The sequence below is a fragment of the Roseateles aquatilis genome (genome assembly GCF_002205645.1).
GTDB lineage: Bacteria > Pseudomonadota > Gammaproteobacteria > Burkholderiales > Burkholderiaceae_C > Roseateles > Roseateles aquatilis.
Window position 1 is genome coordinate 261706 of record NZ_NIOF01000007.1, and the last position, 18892, is coordinate 280597.

Annotated in this window: 16 protein-coding genes; 6 read left to right on the forward strand and 10 right to left on the reverse strand. The window is 69.9% G+C overall.

The genetic code is table 11. The features are described from left to right. Positions 1 to 14 precede the first annotated feature (14 nt). The 3 genes from CDN99_RS17020 to CDN99_RS17030 all read right to left on the reverse strand — a co-directional run bounded on the left by CDN99_RS17020 (position 15) and on the right by CDN99_RS17030 (position 3358). Positions 15 to 974: a pseudouridine synthase gene (locus CDN99_RS17020; protein WP_088386071.1), complete on the reverse strand. Its 960-nt coding sequence runs from the start codon at positions 972 to 974 to the stop codon at positions 15 to 17. Positions 975 to 1076: 102 nt separating this feature from the next. Next, the gene (locus CDN99_RS17025) at positions 1077 to 1991 is read right to left on the reverse strand and encodes a TIGR02285 family protein (RefSeq protein ID WP_141100836.1); all 915 of its coding nucleotides are present in this window, start codon (positions 1989 to 1991) and stop codon (positions 1077 to 1079) included. Between the two features lie 65 nt (positions 1992 to 2056). Next, positions 2057 to 3358, reverse strand: coding sequence for a UDP-N-acetylglucosamine 1-carboxyvinyltransferase (locus CDN99_RS17030; RefSeq protein ID WP_088386073.1), 1302 nt, complete (start codon positions 3356 to 3358; stop codon positions 2057 to 2059). Between the two features lie 281 nt (positions 3359 to 3639). Here CDN99_RS17030 and CDN99_RS17035 point away from each other — a divergent pair, with 281 nt between their 5' ends. Continuing rightward, positions 3640 to 4902, forward strand: a complete 1263-nt coding sequence (locus tag CDN99_RS17035; RefSeq protein ID WP_141100837.1) for an RDD family protein — start codon at positions 3640 to 3642, stop codon at positions 4900 to 4902. A gap of 25 nt (positions 4903 to 4927) precedes the next feature. On the opposite strand, the gene trhO is transcribed toward CDN99_RS17035, so the two are convergent. Beyond that, positions 4928 to 5809, reverse strand: a complete 882-nt coding sequence (gene trhO, locus CDN99_RS17040) for an oxygen-dependent tRNA uridine(34) hydroxylase TrhO (protein WP_141100838.1) — start codon at positions 5807 to 5809, stop codon at positions 4928 to 4930. A gap of 132 nt (positions 5810 to 5941) precedes the next feature. Between trhO and asd the strand changes: the two genes are divergently transcribed. The 3 genes from asd to CDN99_RS17055 all read left to right on the forward strand — a co-directional run bounded on the left by asd (position 5942) and on the right by CDN99_RS17055 (position 10239). Then, positions 5942 to 6787 carry an archaetidylserine decarboxylase gene (gene asd, locus CDN99_RS17045; protein WP_088386158.1) on the forward strand — a complete coding sequence of 282 codons (846 nt, stop codon included), beginning with the start codon at positions 5942 to 5944 and terminating at the stop codon, positions 6785 to 6787. A gap of 84 nt (positions 6788 to 6871) precedes the next feature. Then, positions 6872 to 8185, forward strand: coding sequence for a tryptophan--tRNA ligase (locus CDN99_RS17050; protein ID WP_088386075.1), 1314 nt, complete (start codon positions 6872 to 6874; stop codon positions 8183 to 8185). A 350-nt stretch (positions 8186 to 8535) separates the two neighbouring features. After that, positions 8536 to 10239: an AMP-binding protein gene (locus CDN99_RS17055; RefSeq protein ID WP_088386076.1), complete on the forward strand. Its 1704-nt coding sequence runs from the start codon at positions 8536 to 8538 to the stop codon at positions 10237 to 10239. Positions 10240 to 10263: 24 nt separating this feature from the next. Here CDN99_RS17055 and CDN99_RS17060 read toward each other — a convergent pair whose 3' ends face one another. Together CDN99_RS17060 and CDN99_RS28700 are read right to left on the reverse strand one after the other, a co-directional pair. Further along, positions 10264 to 11160: a LysR family transcriptional regulator gene (locus CDN99_RS17060; protein ID WP_238139562.1), complete on the reverse strand. Its 897-nt coding sequence runs from the start codon at positions 11158 to 11160 to the stop codon at positions 10264 to 10266. A 402-nt stretch (positions 11161 to 11562) separates the two neighbouring features. Continuing rightward, the gene (locus CDN99_RS28700) at positions 11563 to 11886 is read right to left on the reverse strand and encodes a DUF4148 domain-containing protein (RefSeq protein ID WP_158218865.1); all 324 of its coding nucleotides are present in this window, start codon (positions 11884 to 11886) and stop codon (positions 11563 to 11565) included. A 355-nt stretch (positions 11887 to 12241) separates the two neighbouring features. Between CDN99_RS28700 and CDN99_RS17070 the strand changes: the two genes are divergently transcribed. Both CDN99_RS17070 and CDN99_RS17075 read left to right on the forward strand, forming a co-directional pair. Beyond that, positions 12242 to 12892 (forward strand): LysE family translocator, encoded by a 651-nt coding sequence (locus tag CDN99_RS17070; protein ID WP_088386079.1) that lies wholly within the window; start codon positions 12242 to 12244, stop codon positions 12890 to 12892. Positions 12893 to 12971: 79 nt separating this feature from the next. After that, positions 12972 to 14309, forward strand: a complete 1338-nt coding sequence (locus tag CDN99_RS17075; protein WP_088386080.1) for an MFS family transporter — start codon at positions 12972 to 12974, stop codon at positions 14307 to 14309. A 12-nt stretch (positions 14310 to 14321) separates the two neighbouring features. Here CDN99_RS17075 and CDN99_RS17080 read toward each other — a convergent pair whose 3' ends face one another. From CDN99_RS17080 to CDN99_RS17090, 4 genes are all read right to left on the reverse strand, one after another. Then, entirely contained in the window at positions 14322 to 15956 is a 1635-nt protein-coding gene (locus CDN99_RS17080; protein WP_141100840.1) for a SulP family inorganic anion transporter, read from the reverse strand. A 167-nt stretch (positions 15957 to 16123) separates the two neighbouring features. After that, positions 16124 to 16774, reverse strand: a complete 651-nt coding sequence (locus tag CDN99_RS28300) for an aldose epimerase family protein (protein WP_141100841.1) — start codon at positions 16772 to 16774, stop codon at positions 16124 to 16126. Positions 16775 to 17063: 289 nt separating this feature from the next. After that, complete coding sequence (locus CDN99_RS17085) at positions 17064 to 18200, reverse strand: HD-GYP domain-containing protein (RefSeq protein WP_088386082.1); 1137 nt, start codon at positions 18198 to 18200, stop codon at positions 17064 to 17066. Between the two features lie 147 nt (positions 18201 to 18347). Next, on the reverse strand, positions 18348 to 18848 hold the full coding sequence (locus tag CDN99_RS17090; protein ID WP_088386083.1) for a Cd(II)/Pb(II)-responsive transcriptional regulator: 501 nt from the start codon (positions 18846 to 18848) through the stop codon (positions 18348 to 18350). Positions 18849 to 18892 lie beyond the last annotated feature (44 nt).

An 18892-nucleotide genomic window follows, 5' to 3' on the forward strand; every position in this document is an offset into this window, starting at 1 on the left:
CGCCTGTTCGACGATCAACGCTCGGGCGCGGCCACGGCCTGGCTCAAACCCTCGTCCGCGCCGGTCAACCGGAGCGAGGTCACGAACCTCCGCGGTTGACCGCTCAACGGGTCGACGAACGCGATCTCGCGCGCGAGCAGCTGCAACGGGCAGGAGAAATCCACCGTCTCCTCGACCGGTCGCAGCACCGGATAGATCCGGTCGCCCTCGATCGGCCGCCCCAGCGCGCACATCTGCGCGCGCAACTGGTGCTTCACGCCGGTCTCGGGCCGCAGCTCGTAGCGCGCGCGGTCGATGCCGAGGCGCTCCAGCACCGCGATGCGCGTGACGGCGTTGGGCTCGCCCGGCACCGTCCGCATCTGCATGAAGTCGACGGGATGTTCTTCCAGGCGGCTCGCGTAGGCCATCGGAAATTCGGGGCCCACCGCCTCGCGCCATGGCGCGATCGCCTCGTAGACCTTCTCCACCTCGCGCTCGCGGAACAGCCGCTGATAGGCGTCGCGACTGCCGGGCTGCACGGAGAAGAGCGTCAGCCCCGCGGTTTCCCGATCGAGGCGATGGATGGGGCTGAGCGCGGCCAGTCCGGTCTCTTGCCGCAGCCGCGTCAGCAGCGTCTGCTGGACATAACGCCCCTTGGGCGTGACCGGCAGGAAGTGCGGCTTGTCGGCGACCAGCAGGTGATCGTCCAGATGCAGGATGCGCGAAACGAAGGGCACGATCGGCTCGTCGGCCAGCCAGCGCCAGTAGTAGAGGCGCCGCTGCGCGCGATACGGCGCGTCGGGCGCGACCGGACGACCGCCGTCGTCGAGCACGTCGCCGCGCGCCATGCGTCCGGCCCAATCGCCGCGGCCGACCAGCGGCAGTCGCTCGGCCAGGAAGTCCAGCACCAGCGCCCAGTGCCCGGGCGGGCAGGCGAGCGCGCTGGCGGCGACGCCGTCGCGCAGCGGCAGGTCAAGCTTGGGGGGACGGGCCATCGGCGGTGAGTCTCGGCGGAGCGGTCGTGCGGGGCGATGCCGCGGGATGAAGCATGGAGACCGACGCGCCGCATCGTCGAGCGGCGACCCGGGGGCCGACAGTCACTCGATCTGCGCCGCGCCCCGCGCGCGCTCGTCGAGGTAGCGGTTCAAGCGCGGCAGGTCATCGGCATCGATGCCGGCAAGGCCGCGCCAGGCCTTGAACCAGGCCTCGCGCTGCGGATCGGCGGCGAGCTTGCGCACCGCCTGGTCCATCGCCTCGATGGCGCGGCGCCCGTCGGGCGTGCGGCTGCAGCTGCCGGTGGCGACCATGGTGCTGCGGCCCTCGGCGATCGGCAGCCTGGCCAGCGCGGGCGAGCCCGGATGCTGCGCGCTGTACTCGTCGACGGTGGCCGGGTAATCGAGCGTGTAGTCCATCCGGCGCGCCTTCAGCATGCCCAGCAGATTCGCGCTCCGGCCCGCCACGACCGAGCGCGGGGCACGTTCCGGATCAGCCGCCAGCAGCTTGTCGATGCGCGGGCCGAAGCTGCGGTCGCGCGGCACCAGCCCGACGAGGTCGGTGCGACGCAGCAGGTCCGCGAGCGCCACCGACTGGCCGTTGAACTCGAAACGCGGCAGATCCTCGCGCCGCACCACCACGTGGATCTGGCGCGCCAGAAGCGCCGGATGCAGCGGCGTGAAGTACAGCCACTGCGTGCGCTCGGGCGTGCGCACATGCAGCACCGAGCAGAGCGTCTCGCCCTGGCGGACCTGCGCCTCGAAGCGCGGCAGGCTGAGCTCGACGAACTCATGACGGAACTGCGGCATGCGGTCGACGAGCAAGCGCATGAAGCCGTCCACCTCGCCCTGGCCGAGATCCTCCGCGCGCTGAGGCGCCTTGCCGTCCCGATAACTGAAGTGCGGCGGCATGTCCAGGATCCACCAGCGCAGCAGGGGCAACGGACCGCCTTGGATCGGCGCTTGCGGCTGCGGCTGCGCGAAGGACGGCGCGACGCCGCCCCCAAGGGCCGCGGCCACGGCCAAGCCCATGGCCAGGCCCGCGGCGCGCCATCGCGCGCCGAGCGCCCGGTGAGGCGAGGGGGTCAGTCGCCCTCGACCCATTCCACCTTGGCGCCGAGACGGGTGATGTTCTCGGCGAATTGCGGGTGGGCCCGACGCACCGGGGTCGCGTTGCGGATCAGCGACTTGCCGGGGATGCTGGCCGCCACCATCAGCAGCGCGATCGCGACGCGGATGATGTACGGGCTCTCGACCTCGGCCGGGCTGAGCGTCTTGCCGCCGAAGGTCACCATGCGGTGCGGGTCCGACAGGAAGGCGTGCGCGCCGAACTTGGACAGCTCGGTGGTCCAGCCCATGGCGCCGTCGTAGACCTTGTTCCAGAACATCACGCTGCCCTCGGCCTTGACGCCGAGCGCGACGAAGATCGGCAGCAGGTCCACCGGCAGGTAGGGCCAGGGCGCCGCCTCGACCTTCTGCAGGATGTTGCGGGTGAAGGGCTCCTTGACCTTGAGCTGGCCGTCGACCACGCAGCGCGACCAGCCGTCCTCGTGAATGATCTGGACGCCGAACTTGGCGAAGGTGCGGTCGATCAGCGGAAACTGCTCGGGGTGGGAATTCTTGACCCGGACGTCGCCGCCGGTGATGGCGCCCAGGGCCAGGAAGGTCACGATCTCGTGGAAGTCCTCGGCGAAGGTGAACTCGCCGCCGCCCAGCCGATCGACGCCGTGGATGGTCAGGCGCGAGGTGCCCAGGCCCTCGATGCGGGCGCCGAGCATCGTCATGAACTGGCAGAACTCCTGCACGTGCGGCTCGCTGGCGGCGTTCATGAGCGTCGAGGTGCCGTCGGCCAGCGCGGCGCACAGGACGAAGTTCTCGGTCGTGGTGACGGAGGCGTAATCGGTCCAGTGGTCGTTGTGGCGCAGCTTGCCGTCCACCTGCACCACCAGGCCGTCGGCGGCGCGGTCGACGCGGGCGCCGAAGCGCTGGAAGACCTCGACATGGGGATCGATCTCGCGCGCGCCCAGCGTGCAGCCCTTGACGTCGTCCTCGATGCGCGCCGCGCCGAAGCGGGCCATCAGGCCGGGCACCAGCATGATGGAACTGCGCATCTCCTCGGGCAGGTGGTCCCGCGCCGGGTCGAAATGGGTGTCCTGGTGGTGCAGGTCCAGCACGCCGGTCTTGAAGTCGACGGCGACGCTGCTGCCCAGGTTGCGGAAGACCTCCAGGATCTTCTTGACGTCGGTGATCTCGGGCACGCCGTGCAGCCGCACGGGCTCGCGGCTCAGCAGCGTCGCGCACAGGATGGGCAGGACGGCGTTCTTGTTCGCCGAGGGGACGATGCGGCCCTTCAAGGGCGAGCCGCCGTGGACGATGAGATTGGACATGGCGTGGCGCCGGGGGCGAACCAGTGGGAAGTCGGTGGGCGAGCGCGGATTATCGGGGGTGTGCGGTGACAGGACGCTCGGGCGGGGCTTGCGATGGCATCTTGCAACGCCAGGCGCGCGCGACGCCAGGGAAGGTGTGCTCCTCGGGCGGAGGAAAAGCTCCGGACGCCCGCTCGCCGATCCGTCTCGGGAGGGACGCTTCAGGGCACCTCGCTCCCCCGCCGGCGGGTAGGGAAGTCATGGGCGGACGCCGGCTGACAGTCTCACGACAATGCCGGCCCATGACCGTCCCCGCAGAGTCGTCCGCGACCGTTCCCGATCCGCTCGCGCCCGCGACGGACGCCGCCTTGCCCGCCATCGTCGCGTCCGCCGTCGCCGCGTCCACGACGTCCGCCATGGCGCCGACTCCTTCGACGCCCGACATCGTCCAGGCCCAGGCGTCGGCCTCGACTTCGGTGGTCGCGTCCGCCACCACTGCCGTCGATCGCGCCATCGCCCGGGGCCGAAGCCTCCTCCACAAGAAGCCCGCGGCCGACGGCATGCCGCAGGATCCGCGCGACTGGATCACCCCGGAGGACCTGAACGTCGCGCCGACGTTGCTCGGGCTGCCGCTGGCCACGCCCTGGCAACGGGCCAAGGCGATGGCGATCGACCTGATCCTGCTCGTGATCCTTTCCAACTTCGGCAACACCCTGCTGCTGGCCGGCTGTTGCTGGGTGGCATGGCGCTGGCACAAGATGCAGCGGGTTTCCCGTGGCGAGGTGAAGGCGCTGCGCGGCGGCTGGCTGGGCTGGGCGCCCGCCTTGTGCGTGGTGGCGCTCGGGCTGTATTCGAGCGCGGCCGGGTATCTGGACGACACGCCGCAGAAATCACGCCGGGAGAACGCCGCGCAGGCCGCCAAGGCGGCCTCGGCGGATCCGGACGATGACGTCGGCCAGGACGATGGCAACAACGCCGGGACCTCCGCGGCGGGCGCGTCCCACCACCCCGATCCCACGCCGGCCGAGATCGCCGACGTGGTCAAGACCGCCGTCGCGACGGCCACCGGCGCCGCGGCGCTGGCGGCCTCGGATGCCGGTTCGGGCGCGCTGGCCGCGGCGCGGCCGGCCAGCGACACCGAGCTTCAACTGAAGGCCCAGCGCCTGCGCATCAAGTCGCTGGAGGCGAAGGTCCGGTCCCTCCGGGACGAGGCCAGGCGCACGCCGATCGAGCGCATGAAGCACTGGTGGGACCTGGTGGGCCTGAACCTGGCCTGGGCGTTCGGCTGGTTCGTGCTGTGGCCGATGATCTGGCCCGGACAGACCCCCGGCAAGCGGCTGATGGGCCTGCAGGTGGTGGAGCTCACCGGCAAGCCGATGAAGCCGATGCTGTGCGTGCGCCGCTACGGCGGTTATGCGGCCGGCATGGCCACCGGCGGCATGGGCTTCCTGCAGATCCTGTGGGACGGCAACCGGCAGGGCATGCACGACAAGGCCGCCCACACCGCCGTCGTCGACCTCGGCAACCCGCACCGTCTGCGGCTGCGCGAAGACCTCACCGGCTGAGGACGCCCGGACAGCCCGGCCGGGCTCAGCCCTTCGGATCCAGCCGTTTCGCGCGCGCCAGGCGCCAGGCTTCGGCGGGATCGTCGCCGTAGACCTGCTCGGCGGTGGTGGCGGTCTCGCGTCGCCGCGTGTCGATGGCGATGCGCTTGTCGAAGACGAAGCACTCCCCGCGCCAGTCCGCGTCGGCGTCCGGCATCTGCTCGAAGTAGTTGAGGATGCCGCCGTCGAGCTGCCGCACCGTCAGGCCGCGGTCGGTCATCCAGCCGGACAGCTTCTCGCAGCGGATGCCGCCCGTGCAGTACATCGCCACCGTCTTGCCTTCGCGGCGCCACGCGTCGGCGTGCGCCTCGACGTAGGCCGGGAAGTCGCGAAAGTGCCGCACGCCAGGGTCGATCGCGCCGTCGAAATGGCCGAGCTCGAACTCGAAGTGGTTGCGGTTGTCGACGACGACCACGTCGTCGCGCCGGATCAGGTCGCGCCACTCGCGCGGCGAGACATGCGTGTCGCGGCGGTCGGCCAGGCCCGTCACGCCGTCCAGGCCGAAGGCGACCAGCTCCGGCTTCTCATGCACCTTCAGCAAGGTGAAAGGACGCGTGTCGCAGAAGCTGCGCTTGAAGTGCAAATCGGCAAAGGGCGGCTCGGCACGCAGCGCCGCCTCGAACGCGGCCAGCGCCGTCGGCGGTCCGCCGATCGCGCCGCTCACACCCTCGGGCGCCAGCAGGATGTTGCCGCCGACCGCGTGCGCCAGCGCCACGTTCACGTCGCGCAGGCGCTGGGCGAGGGACTGGGTGTCCGCCAGCGCGACGAACTGGTAGAACGAGCTGTGCTCGTGCCGTTGCGCCTGCTCATGCGTCGGTGCACCGCCGGGATCGACGGGCTCGAAAGGGGGACTGCCGGAGGAATTCATCGGGCGCCATGGTACTGAGTCCCGCCTTTTCGGGGGCGCCGCCCTCGCCACTCCGGGGGCAACCCGGGTGTGGGTATCGAACTTGCCCGCCTAGAATCCGCCACCTTTTTGAAGCCATCCGCGCCCATCAACGTGTCCGACCGTCTTGCCGTCCTGCCCCAGTACCTGATGCCCAAGATGGCGATGACCCGCTTCGCAGGGGTGATCGCGGGCGCGCAGATGGGCGGGGTCACGACCTGGATCATCCGGAACTTCATCGCCCGGTACGGCGTCAACATGGCCGAGGCGGCGGAGTCCGATCCCACCGCCTATGCGACCTTCAACGAGTTCTTCACCCGCGCGCTCAAGCCGGACGCGCGACCGCTGGCGGACGCACCGCTGATCTGCCCGGTCGACGGCGCCATCAGCCAGTTCGGCCCGATCCGCGCGGACCAGATCTTCCAGGCCAAGGGCCACCAGTACTCGACCACCGCGCTGCTGGGAGGCGACCAGCAACTGGCGGCGCAGTTTCGCGACGGCCACTTCGCGACGGTGTACCTGAGCCCGCGCGATTACCACCGCATCCACATGCCCTGCGCCGGTCGGTTGGTGCGCATGGTCCACGTGCCGGGCGATCTGTTCTCGGTCAACCCGACCACCGCGCGCGGCGTGCCGGGGCTGTTCGCCCGCAACGAGCGGGTGGTGTGCCTCTTCGAGGGCGAGCACGGGCCTTGGATCATGGTGCTGGTCGGGGCGACGATCGTCGGCTCGATGGCCACGGTCTGGCACGGCATCGTCAATCCGCCGCGGCCGGGACGCGTGCGCACGTGGCATTACGAGAACGAGCACTTCAGCTACGCCCAGGGCGCGGAGATGGGCCGCTTCCTGCTGGGCTCGACGGTGGTGATGCTGTTCCCGAAGGGGCCGCTTCACTTCGATGCGCGCTGGCAACCCGGCGGTCCGGTGCGCCTGGGCGAGGCGATGGCCACGCTGGGCTGAGCGCCGGGTCGGACCGCGCGAGCGCCGGAGCCCGCCCCTTTGCAGGACAATCGACGTTTTGCGAAACGACGCTGACGAGCTCCCATGACCCTGCGTGTCCTGACCGGCATCACCACGACCGGCACCCTGCACCTCGGCAACTATGTCGGCGCGGTGCGCCGCGCGATCGCGGCCAGCCGCGAACCCGGCGCCGAGAGCTTCTTCTTCATGGCCGACTATCACGCGCTGATCAAGTGCGACGAGCCGGCCCGCATCGAGGCCTCGCGCCTGCAGATCGCCGCCACCTGGCTGGCCGCCGGCCTGGACACCAGCCGCGTCGTGTTCTACCGCCAGAGCGACATTCCCGAGATCCCGGAGCTGACCTGGCTGCTGACCTGCGTCACGTCCAAGGGCCAGATGAACCGCGCCCATGCCTACAAGGCCTCCGTCGACGCCAACGTGGCGGCGGGCGAGGATCCGGACGCCGGCATCACGATGGGCCTGTACAGCTATCCGATCCTGATGGCGGCGGACATCCTGATGTTCAACGCCCATCGGGTGCCGGTCGGCAAGGACCAGGCGCAGCACATCGAGATGGCGCGGGACGTGGCCCAGCGCTTCAACCACACCTTCAAGGAAGAGCTCTTCGTGCTGCCCGAGGCCAGCATCGACGAGGAGATGGAGCTGCTGCCCGGCCTGGACGGCCGCAAGATGTCCAAGAGCTACGACAACGTGATCCCGCTCTTCGAGGGCGGCGCGAAGGCGCTGCGCGAGGCGATCTCGAAGATCGTGACCGACTCGCGCCTGCCCGGCGAGCCCAAGGAGACCGAGGGCTCGCACCTGGTCCAGATCTACGACGCCTTCGCCACGCCGGCGCAGCGCCAGGAGTTCCGCGCGGCGCTGCATGCCGGCCTGTCGTGGGGCGAGGCCAAGGATCGGCTGCATGCGCTGATCGACGCGGAGATCGGTCCGATGCGCCAGCGCTACGACGCGCTGATGGCCAACCCCGAGAAGATCGAGGCCATCCTGATGGAGGGCGCCGCCAAGGCCCGCGCCATCGCCGCGCCGCTGCTGGCCCGCGCCCGCGAGGCGGTCGGCCTGCGCCGCTTCCAGCCGCTGGCCGCGCCGGTGGCGACCACGGCGAAGGTCAAGTCGACGGTGCCGGCGTTCAAGCAGTACCGCGAAAACGACGGGCTCTTCTACTTCAAGCTGCTCGCGGCCGACGGCACGCTGCTGCTGCAGAGCACCGGCCTGTCGCAAGGCAAGGAGGCCGGGCAGTGGGTGGCGCGTCTGAAGCGCGAGGGCGCGGCGGCGTTGGCCGAGGCGCCGGTGTCGAAGGCGGCGGCGGACGAGGTCGTGATGCCGGCACTCGAGGCGCTGGTCGCGGCGGAGATCGAGGCCGCGGCGCAAAAGGGCTGAGGTCGTTGGGGGCGTCGACACGCCACTGTACGCATCACCGCGCACGTCTCCGGGAAGCCGGGGGCCCGGGGGCTCCAGGTCCCAAGTCGCCCCCGGACCCCACGGTTCCCTCCGACCGACACGTCGCTGCATGCGACCGCTCGGGAATCACGGCGCATGGCGCACGGCCTCGACTCGGGGTTCGGGTGGCCCGGGGTGTTGGTATCTGTTGGCAACGGCCGATTGGAGAGCCAAGTCGATCACGTTCATCGAAGAAACCCGCTCGTTCGAATCGACGAGCCGGCGTAGTCTCGGGCGCTGATTCCGTCCGGTTTCGGCGCGGCTCATCTTCAAAGAACAAGGAGACTTCGATGTCCATTCCCCGTCAGTCGGCCGATTCCCTGGCGCTGCAACGCCTGTACCGCTGGGAGGAGGACGCGCCCGAGCGCGTGACGCTGCGTCAACCGATGGGGTCGGGTGTTGTCCGGGACTTCACCTGGAAGGAAGTCGCCGATCAGGCGCGCCGCATGGCCGCCCACCTCAAGACGCTCGGGCAGGAGCAGCACTGGGAGCCCGGTGCCCGCGTCGCGATCCTGTCCAAGAACTGCGCCTGGTGGCTGATGAGCGATCTGGCGATCTGGATGGCGGGCTACGTCAGCGTGCCGCTGTATCCGACGCTCGCGCCCGAGACCATCCGCCAGATCCTCGATCACAGCGAGGCCAGGCTGCTCTTCGTCGGCAAGCTCGACGGCTGGGACGGCATGAAGGCCGGCGTGCCCGACGGCCTGCCGTGCATCTCCTACCCGGTGTCGCCGGACGACGCGCAGGACAGCTACGACCACTGGGACGCGATCTGCGCCGAGACCGCGCCCATCGCAGGCAAGCCGACCCGCGCGGCCGACGACCTGGCGACGCTGATCTACACATCCGGCACCACCGGCGCGCCCAAGGGCGTGATGCACAGCTTTGGCAACTTCGCCTGGGCGATCACGTCGGGCCTGAACCGCGTGCCGCTGACCGGCGAGGACCGCATGCTGTCCTACCTGCCGCTGGCCCACGTCGTGGAGCGCGCGCTGGTCGAGCACGGCTGGCTGCGCACCGGCATGCTGGTGTACTTCGCCGAGAGCATCGATACCTTCGCCGCCGACCTGCAACGCGCGCGGCCGACGGTGTTCTTCTCCGTCCCGCGCCTGTGGACCAAGTTCCAGCAGGGCGTGCACGCCAAACTGCCGCAGCGCAAGCTGGAGATGCTGCTGGGGCTGCCGATCATCGGCGGGCTGGTGCGGCGCAAGATCCTCAAGGCGCTGGGCCTGGACCAGTGCACCTTCGCCGCTGGCGGCGCGGCGCCGATGCCGGTCGCGCTGCTGAAGTGGTACCGCGCGCTGGGCCTGCCGATCAACGAGGGCTACGGCATGACCGAGAACCTGGCCTTGTCCCACATCACCGTGGCGGGCAAGGACCAGACCGGCAGCGTCGGCCCCGCCTACGACGGCGTGTCGACGCGCATCGACCCCATCACCGGCGAGCTGCAGATGAAGAGCGCCGCGCTGATGCTGGGCTACTACAAGCAGCCGGAGCTGACGGCCGAGACGCTCACCGCCGACGGCTGGCTCAAGACCGGCGACAAGGCGGAGATCTCCGACAAGGGCGCGCTGGCCGGCTGCGTGCGCATCACCGGTCGGGTGAAGGACCTGTTCAAGACCAGCAAGGGCAAGTACGTCGCGCCCGCGCCGATCGAGGACCGGCTGTCGGTCCATCCGGCGATCGAGGCCTGCGTCGTGACCGGCGCGAACCTGGCGCAACCGGTGGGCATCGCGATGCTGTCGCCCGACGCGGCGGCGGGCGATCGCGCCGCACTGGAGAAGGACCTGGCCGCGCATCTGGACGCGGTCAACGCGCGCCTGGATCCGCACGAGCATCTGGACTGCCTGGTCCTGTCCGCCACGCCCTGGACCGTCGACAACGGCCTGATCACGCCGACCTTCAAGGTGCGCCGCAACCGCGTCGACGAGGTCTACGGCCCGCGCCTGGAAGGCTGGGTCGCGCAGCGCCGCAAGGTCATCTGGGCCGATTGAAACCGGGCGCCGGGCCCGCCCGGCTCACGTCGGCCCGAGCCCCCGCCTGGCGAGCGTCTCCACCACCCAGTCGATGAACACCCGCATCCGCGCCGACACGTACCGGTTGGGGGAATAGACCAGGTACACGGGGATCGGGTTGTGGTGCCACTCGGGGAACAGCGGCACCAGCTCGCCGCGCGCGAGGTGGTCCTCGACCGCGTACTTGGCCAGTTGCACGACGCCCAGGCCGGACAGGCCCGCGGCCACGTAGGCGTTGCTGTCGTTGACGTCCAGGCGGCGCCGGCCCTCGATCTCCAGGCGCTCGTCGCCGCGGTGGAACACGAACGGGAACACCCGCCCCGTCCGCGACGAGAAGTAACCCACCGCCTGATGCGGCTCCCGGTCCAGGTCCCGCGGCTCGCGCGGCAGGCCGTGCTTCTCGATGTAGGACGGAGCGGCGCAGGTGCAGAACAGGATCTGCCCGACACGCCGCGCGACCAGCCCGGCATCCTGCACCGGCCCGACGCGCAGCACGAAGTCGACGTTATCCACCAGCAGGTCGATCGACCGGTCGCTGACGCCCAGCGCGATCTCGACGTCGGGGTAGCGCTCGTGAAAGTCCGGCAATGCCGGGATCAGCACGCGGGAGCCGGTCAGCGTCGTGACGTCGACCCGCAGCCGCCCGCGCGGCTTGCTGTTCTCGTGCAGCATGCCCTGGTCGATGGCTTCGAGCTCGTTGAGCAGGGCCATGGTGCGTTCGTAATAGATCGCGCCGTCCTGCGTGACGGTCACCTTGCGGGTGGTACGCGTCAGCAACTGCACCCGCAAGCGGGCCTCCAGCGCCTGCACCAACCGCGTCAGGCTGGCCTTGGGCAAGTCCATCGAGTCGGCCGCCTTGGTGAAGCTGCCGGTTTCCACCACCCGGGCGAACGCCCGCATTTGCACGATCCGGTCCATCCGAAGCCCTCGGTCGCTGGTTTCTGGGCGGCCTCGGGGGTGGGCCGCGCGGGCGATTCTCGGAGATTCCGGACGTTTCGGGCGCCCTGCGATGAAAACAGCCGTCGCCGGTCCATTTCAGGGCGGTTTGGTGCGAACAAGAAAATTGACCGGTGGTGCGGGCGAATATTGGATCAATACCCCTTATGGGATTGCGGCCGCGCGCAAAAGAAAACCCCTCGGCGAGTAGAAACTCATCCGAGGGGTGGATAGGCGGTCGGCGGCGGACAGGAGGAGGAGTGCGGAGTCACCGCCGCCGACCAGGGCCGAAGCCCTTGACCTTCAAATTCGACGTCTGTTGTTCGAGTTCTTCAGGAGGAGAGAGAGGAAACAGAATCGCGGGGCTCAGCGGCCAGCGACCGCGGTGGCCGGCACGCTGCCGCCGAAGCGCTTCACCAGCGTCGCGTAATACGGCGAGCTGCGCAGCTGCGCGTACTTGGCCTTGGCTTCGGCGCGGCGCTCGTTGTCGTAGCCGTAGGTTTCCGATTGCTCGACGGCGGCCAGACCCGATTCGCGATAGATCTGCAGGTCGGCCAGCACTTCAGCGCGGCTGACCTGGCTCGGGGGGTTGACCGGCTGGGTGTGCGGGTTGTCGTTGGCCATCGCATTGCCGGCCAGCAGGGCCACGGAAGCGAACAGGGCGGAAGCGATAACGTTCTTGGCGGTCATGATCATTCCTTTCAGTGTCGGCCTCAGGGCTTTCGGCGAAGGGCGCGGGGTGGATTCGGCGCCTCGGTCGCTGGGGTTTCGTCTGAAACTCATCCGGGTTATCGGCTGGGTTTGCTTGGCGAGGCCGTGAGCGATTTCGATTTGTCGATGGCTCAACGATAATTGATAAGGGTCAACCCTTAAATCCATTGGCTCGCAACACACCGTTGAAAAGATCGGAACAATCGCCGCGGTGAGCCGGCATTCGTGCGGATGCGCGACGGCAGGGGCGCGTCGCGGCCCGAAGGCACGCGGATGGGGCGTGGGAGGCCCGCGGCGGGTGGGGCATGATGGCGGCCTTTCGGGGGACCCCTTCATGCTCGGCATCCACGACCTCGGGTTGTTCATCGCCTCCGGCCTGCTGCTCAACATGACGCCGGGCCCGGATTCGCTGTTGATCATGGCCCGCAGCGCCACGCAAGGTTTCCGGGCCGGCTCGGCCGCCGCGCTGGGCATCGGCGCCGGCACCTGCGTCCACGTGCTCGCGGCGGCGCTGGGACTGTCGGCGTTGCTGGCGGCCTCGGCGGCGGCGTTCACGGTGGTCAAGCTGCTGGGCGCGGCGTACCTGGTCTACCTCGGCATCGGCATGCTGTTCAAACGCCGCGCCGCCGTGGCCTCGGACGACGCACCACCGCCGCCCGCGCCGCTGCCCTTGCGGCGCATCTTCGCGCAGGGCTTCCTGACCAATGTGCTGAACCCGAAGGTGGGGCTGTTCTTCCTCGCGTTCGTGCCGCACTTCATTTCGGCCGACGCGCCCAGCAAGGCCATGGCGTTCGTGGTCCTGGGCGCGGTGTTCAACGTCAACGGCATGCTCTGGTGCCACTTGCTGGCGTGGTCCAGCGCGGCGGCCGGGGCCCGCGTGCGCGGGCGCGCATGGACGCAGACGCTCGGGCGATGGCTCAACCGTGGCATCGGCGCGCTGTTCCTGGCCTTCGGCGTGCGGTTGGCGATGGCTGAAATGACGTAAGCCGCCGTCGGGTGCGCGTGGCGTTCGGTTTGCCCGAAGCCCGCCTGCGGGTTTTACAGCGCAGGAGTAGGCTTTGCGCATGAACGCCAACACCTCCCCCCTGCCCGCCGGCGTGCCCTCGGGAACGCCCGGCCACTACACGCCGCACGAGAAGCGCGACCGCATCCTGGCCATCGTCGGCGCCTCGTCCGGCAACCTGGTCGAGTGGTTCGACTTCTACGTCTACGCCTTCACGGCGATCTATTTCGCCCACGCCTTCTTCCCCAAGGGCGATCCGACGGTCCAGTTGCTGAACACCGCGGGCGTGTTCGCGGCGGGCTTCCTGATGCGACCGATCGGCGGCTGGCTGTTCGGTCGCATCGCCGACCGGAAGGGCCGCAAGACGGCCATGATGATCTCGGTGCTCATGATGTGCGGCGGCTCGCTGGCGATCGCCTGCATGCCGACCTACGAGACCATCGGCGTGCTCGCGCCGGCGCTGCTGCTGGCGGCGCGGCTGTTCCAGGGCCTGTCGGTCGGCGGCGAATACGGCACCAGCGCCACCTACATGAGCGAGGTCGCGTTGCGCGGCCAGCGCGGCTTCTATGCGTCGTTCCAGTACGTGACGCTGATCGGCGGGCAGTTGCTGGCGGTGCTGGTCGTGGCGGTGCTGGAGCAGACGCTGTCGGACCAGCAGATGCACGACTGGGGCTGGCGCATCCCGTTCGCGGCCGGCGCGGCCACGGCGGTGATCGCGTTCTACCTGCGCCGCTCGCTGGCCGAGACGGCCCGGAGCGACCAGCTGGACCGCAAGGAATCGGGCTCGATGCGCGAGCTCTTCAAGCGCCACACCCGGTCCTTCCTGATCGTGCTGGGCTTCACCGCGGGCGGCTCGCTGGCGTTCTACACGTACACCACCTACATGCAGAAGTACCTGGTGCTGAGCGTGGGCATGGACAAGAAGGTGGCCAGCACGGTGATGACCGCCGCGCTGTTCGTCTACATGTGCATGCAACCGCTCTTCGGCGCGCTGTCGGACCGGATCGGGCGCCGCACGTCGATGTTGTGGTTCGGCATCCTGGGGATGCTGGGCACCTGGCCGATCCTGTCGGCGCTCAAGGGCGTGCAGAGCCCCTATGCGGCCTTCGGCCTGATCATCCTGGCGATGGCCATCGTGTCGCTGTACACGTCGATCGGCGGGCTGATCAAGGCGGAGATGTTCCCGCCCGAGATCCGCGCGCTCGGCGTCGGCCTGTCCTACGCGATCGGCAACGCGATCTTCGGCGGCTCGGCCGAGTACGTCGCGCTGAGCCTCAAGAGCGCCGGCATGGAGAGCGCGTTCTACGTCTACGTGTCGGTGATGTGCGGCTTCGCCTTCCTCGTCTGCTTCCTGATGCCGGACCTGCGCAAGCACGGGCATCTGAACGAGGTGCATTGATCGAGCGGGCGCTCAGTCGCTGGCCGTCATTCCCAGGTGATGGCTCAGGTACAGCCGCCCGCGGAACCACTCCTCCCAGCCGCTGGCCTTGAGCCGGTCCAGCACCGGCCCCTTGACCTCGCTGAGGTCGAGGCGACGGCCCTGGCGTTCCAGCGTTTCATGCAACTCCTTGAGCGCGCTCAGACCGCTGAAGTCGATGCTGTTGACCGGGGACATCTGCAGCAGCACGCGCCGCGTCGAGGGATGGGTGTCGAGCAGGCCCTGGACCACGTCGGCCAGGCTGCGGCCGTTGAGGAACAGCAGGCTCTCGTCGATGCGCAGGCCCAGCACCAGCGGGTCGAGCAGGACCTGGTGGCGCTCGAAGTTGCGGTAATGCTCGGTGCCGGGGATGCGCCCGATCAGCGCCACGTGCGGCCGCGCGCTGCGCTTGAGCAGCAGCGCGATCGCCCCCAGCACGCCCAGCCCGAGCGCCGCGGTGATGCCGACGAAGATCACCAGCAGCGTCACCGCCCACATCAGGGCAGCCTCGGCCGGGTCGTAGCGCCAGGCGTCGCGATACGGCCCGAACTTCAGGCCCGACAGCACCGCCACCATGATGCTGGCCGCCAGCACCGGCTTGGGACACCACGCCAGCAGCGGCGACAGCGTCAGCAGCGCGATGCCCATCAGGCCGGCGACGAACACGCCGGTCATGCGGGTACGGCTGCCGGCGTCGCTCATCAGGACGCTGCGCGAGAAGCTGGCCGCCGCGGGCATCCCGCCCGACAGCGCGGCAGCGATGTTGGCGCCGGCCAGGCCCATCAGCTCACGCCGTGAATCGACGCGCTGGCCGACCCGTCGCGCCAGCGATTCCGCCACCGCGAGGCTGGACACGTAACCGAGCAGCCCGATCAGCGCGGCGCCCGGCAGCATCGCCGTCCACAGCTCGGGGTCGAGCCGCGGCAGCGTGAAGGCCAGCGCCAGCGGCGGCAGCTCGCCGACGCGCGACAGCCCCAGCGGGTTCCAGGCCCAGGCGATGCCGATCGCGGCCAGCAGCACGCCCAGCGGCGCGAGCCGCGAGACCAGCCCCTTGGGCAGACGCCGCACCGCGATCAGCGCCAGCAGCGCGGTGACGCCGAACAGCGCGCCGATGCCGTGCCAGTCGAAGCCGTGCGCCTGCAGGGACCGTCCCAGATCCGGCAGCGTGCCGCCCGTCGCCAGCGAGCCGATCAGCACCGGGATCTGGCTCGCCGCGATCGCAATGGTGGCACCGGTCTCGAAGCCGTGCAGCACCGGCACCGACAGCAGCGCCGCCAGCGCATGCAGCCGCAGCAGCGCGGCGGCGCCGAGCAGCACGCCGACTTCGGCGGCCAGCACCAGCGCGGCCTCGCTCGGGCTCACGCCGGCCGGCGCGAGCTGCAGCGTCTGCATGATCATGAGCGCCAGCACCGCGACCGGGCCGATGTTCAGGTAGGGGCTGGAGCCCAGCGCCGCATAGACCAGCGGGGGCAGCAGGCTCGCGTACAGGCCCACCTGGGGCGGCAGGCCGGCGAGCATCGCGTAGGCCAGGCTCTGGGGAATCAGCAGCACGCTGACCACCACCGCGGCGATCAGGTCGTCGCGCAGTGCATCGCGCAGGTAGGGCCGGAGGGCGGCGAGAGAGGGCATGGAGGGCGGTCGCCACGAGAGGGGCGCGGCGCGCGGCAGTATAGGTGCCGTCCCCCGCGCGTCCCCCCTGCGCCGGGCGCCCACGACCCGCGCCGGGCGATGCGCGGCCTCGGCCGGCCTGCGCGGTGGGCGGTCGGGCCGGGGCGCGCCTGGCGCGTCCGTCGCCTTCAGGTGGGCGGCGGCCCCGGGTGCTCGAGCGACGGCCCGCGTGGCGCCGCCGTCAGGTCCAGCGTCAGCCGCAAGGTCAGTTCCTCGCCGCACGGCAGCGGCATGAGCACCGGCACGTCCGGGGTCATGAGGTCCAGGTGCAGCCAGGATCGCGTCGCGTGGCGCTGGAAGTGCAGCGTCGTCAGCGGCGGCTCGGCGCGCAGCAGCACGAAGCGGCCGTCCTGGCCGCCGAGCGTCGCGATGCCGTCCCACGCATCGCGCCCTTCGGCGTGGCCGCGCGTCGGATCGTCGATCGCTTCCGTCGTCCCGTCCAGACGGACCTGATGCGCGAAGTCCTCCGGAAAATGCAGCCGCCAACCCAGTCGCGCGGGCATCGGCAGTCGGCTCAGGTTGCGGATGGACAGTTCCCATTCGAGCCGGTTGTGCACCAGCCGCAAGGATTGGCTCGCCTGATACCCCCACGACCCGGGCGTGGGCCCGCGGTGGTGGTGCACCAGCATGACCGCATCCGCGTCCTGCCGGGTCAACTGCCAGGCGTCGTCGAGCGAGGCCGGCTCGGGCACCGTCGATATCGCGTCCATCGCCACGTCGCCGGGCCTCGCCAATCGCGGCGCCGCGCCACCGACCATCAGGCCACGCTCCATCTGCATCGGCCGCAACCAAGGCTCGCGGCGGCTTCGAACCACCTCGCCCAACCATCTCAATCGCCCCCCGCGAACCGGCGAGACGATGGCCCGCCAACTGCCCGACTTGAGTTCCACGTCTCGCTCCACAGGTACCCCCGATGATGGAAAGCGCGGAGTATTCGCGAGTTAATTAACTACCAAGTCCACCCATGGAGAGGCCCGTGCCGCCCAGGCTGATGCATGCGGGTCAGCACCCTGCAAGGCGTGGTCAAAGGTGTCATGACGACACCCGGGGTGCGTCGGCCGGCGCGGATCAGGCCCCGGCGATCAGCGAGGCGATGCGTTCGTCCGACAGGCGGATCGGCGAGGCGTGCGCCGGCAGCAAGGCCACGACGGCGTGGTCGTCGCGGCTGCTGTCGCGCAGCACCGGCGTGTGGCGCGGCTCGCCGTTGGCGTTGGTCAAGGCGGACACCATCGGCCGGTGGGCCTTGTCGCCGTTGCGCACGACCAGGCCGACCTCGCCGCTGGCCAGCCGCACCAGGCTGCCGGGCGGGAAGATGCCGAAGGACTTGATCAGCGCCGACGCCAGCGGACTCTGGGCCGCCATCTGGTGCAGCTCGCGCCCGGCCTGCGCGGCGCTCATCGCCGGGCGGTTGGCGCGGCTGCTCAGGCGCGCGGTGTAGATGTCGGCATAGCGCAGCATCTCGGCGAGCTCGCCGATGTCGGTGATGCCGTGCGGGTAGCCGGAGCCGTCCGGGACCTCGTGGTGCTGCAGCACGGCTTCAAGCCAGTCGCGGTCCTCGATGCCGGCGGCGCTGAGCATCTCGACGCTGCGGATCGGGTGATCGTTGATGGCCTCGCGCTGCATCGAGGTCAGCGGCGACACCTGGCTGGACAGGCGTGCCTGCAGGTCCAGCATGCCCAGGTTCATCGTCAACCCCGCCTGGAACGCGCGGCGCTGGTCGTCCGGGCCCCAGCCCAGGTACCGCGCCGCGGCGTGGCAGGCGGTGGCCGCATGCAAGGAATGATTAACGCCGTAATGGCCGCTAGCCGTTTCAGGCTGTCTGACCACCTGTGCAAGAGCCATCTCCGGCGAGCTGTCGATCAGCGACAGCAGCATCGTCGTGGCACCGGTCAACGCCCCGGCGAGCCGGTCCGGCGTGGCGGAGAGCGCATTGCGGACGTCCTGCAGGCCGCGGTCCCATTCCGCCGGCAACTGGTCGCGGCGCGGCGACGACGATCCGGTCCGCGCGCCGGGACGCATGGCCTCGGCCAGCTCGTGGACCTCCACCAGCGCGCCGCGTCGCATCAGCGCGTCGAGCTGGGCCTCGTCCGCGATCACCTGCCCGCGCGCGAGCAGCAGCGTCCGGTCGGCATCGCGCACGCTGAAGCTCAGCGGCTGACCGAGGACGATGCGGTTCTTGACCGATGACAGAGAGCAGACACGCATGTGCGGGCGCGGTGGAATGAAGGGCCGCGCTCTTTTGTGGAAAGTTGTAACGCGGGCGGCCCGGACTCTACATCGGCTCGAAAGAACCAGGGCTGAATCCGGAGCACCCCCGCCACCGTCTTTAAGGGACGGAAAGTGCGAACTGCGTCACGCGCCACGCGAGGCGGCGCTCCCGGCGCTCGCCGGGGCAGCGGCGCCAGGCGCCTCGGGGGCGCCGTGATCGCCCGGATGGCAGGCGCAGGCCTCGCCGTGCGCGGCGGACACCAGCTCCTCCAGGATGCCGCAGGCGTGGTGGTCATGGTCCGCGTCGCAGCGCTTCTGCAGCGCCACCAGTTGCGCCTCCAGCGCCTGCATGCTCTTGAGCCGGGCCCGGACCTTGCCGAGTTGCGACGCCACCAGCCCGTCCACCCTCGCCAGGGCGGCCGGGTCGCGGCTCTCGACGCTGTCCAGCAACAGGGCCACGTCCGCCAGCGACATGTCCAGCGCCCGGCAGTGCCGGATGAACGCCAGCCTCTCCAGGTGAGCGTGGGCATAGTCCCGATAGCCGTTGTCGCTGCGCGCGGGGGGCGGCAGCAGACCGCTCTTCTCATAGAAGCGGATGGTCTCGATGTCCACCCCCGTGGATTTGCTCAGTTCGCCGATTCGCATGGGCTTCAGAATAGCCGCTTGACCTTGGAGTGGCTACAGACTAT

Bases quoted from the DNA above. Each gene is read 5' to 3' on its own strand.
- CDN99_RS17020 (WP_088386071.1), bottom strand. From the start codon at position 974: ATGGCCCGTCCCCCCAAGCTTGACCTGCCGCTGCGCGACGGCGTCGCC.
- CDN99_RS17030 (WP_088386073.1), bottom strand. From the start codon at position 3,358: ATGTCCAATCTCATCGTCCACGGCGGCTCGCCCTTGAAGGGCCGCATC.
- CDN99_RS17035 (WP_141100837.1), top strand. From the start codon at position 3,640: ATGACCGTCCCCGCAGAGTCGTCCGCGACCGTTCCCGATCCGCTCGCG.
- trhO (WP_141100838.1), bottom strand. From the start codon at position 5,809: ATGAATTCCTCCGGCAGTCCCCCTTTCGAGCCCGTCGATCCCGGCGGT.
- CDN99_RS17050 (WP_088386075.1), top strand. From the start codon at position 6,872: ATGACCCTGCGTGTCCTGACCGGCATCACCACGACCGGCACCCTGCAC.
- CDN99_RS17055 (WP_088386076.1), top strand. From the start codon at position 8,536: ATGTCCATTCCCCGTCAGTCGGCCGATTCCCTGGCGCTGCAACGCCTG.
- CDN99_RS17060 (WP_238139562.1), bottom strand. From the start codon at position 11,160: ATGCGGGCGTTCGCCCGGGTGGTGGAAACCGGCAGCTTCACCAAGGCG.
- CDN99_RS28700 (WP_158218865.1), bottom strand. From the start codon at position 11,886: ATGACCGCCAAGAACGTTATCGCTTCCGCCCTGTTCGCTTCCGTGGCC.
- CDN99_RS17070 (WP_088386079.1), top strand. From the start codon at position 12,242: ATGCTCGGCATCCACGACCTCGGGTTGTTCATCGCCTCCGGCCTGCTG.
- CDN99_RS17075 (WP_088386080.1), top strand. From the start codon at position 12,972: ATGAACGCCAACACCTCCCCCCTGCCCGCCGGCGTGCCCTCGGGAACG.
- CDN99_RS17080 (WP_141100840.1), bottom strand. From the start codon at position 15,956: ATGCCCTCTCTCGCCGCCCTCCGGCCCTACCTGCGCGATGCACTGCGC.
- CDN99_RS28300 (WP_141100841.1), bottom strand. From the start codon at position 16,774: ATGCAGATGGAGCGTGGCCTGATGGTCGGTGGCGCGGCGCCGCGATTG.
- CDN99_RS17085 (WP_088386082.1), bottom strand. From the start codon at position 18,200: ATGCGTGTCTGCTCTCTGTCATCGGTCAAGAACCGCATCGTCCTCGGT.
- CDN99_RS17090 (WP_088386083.1), bottom strand. From the start codon at position 18,848: ATGCGAATCGGCGAACTGAGCAAATCCACGGGGGTGGACATCGAGACC.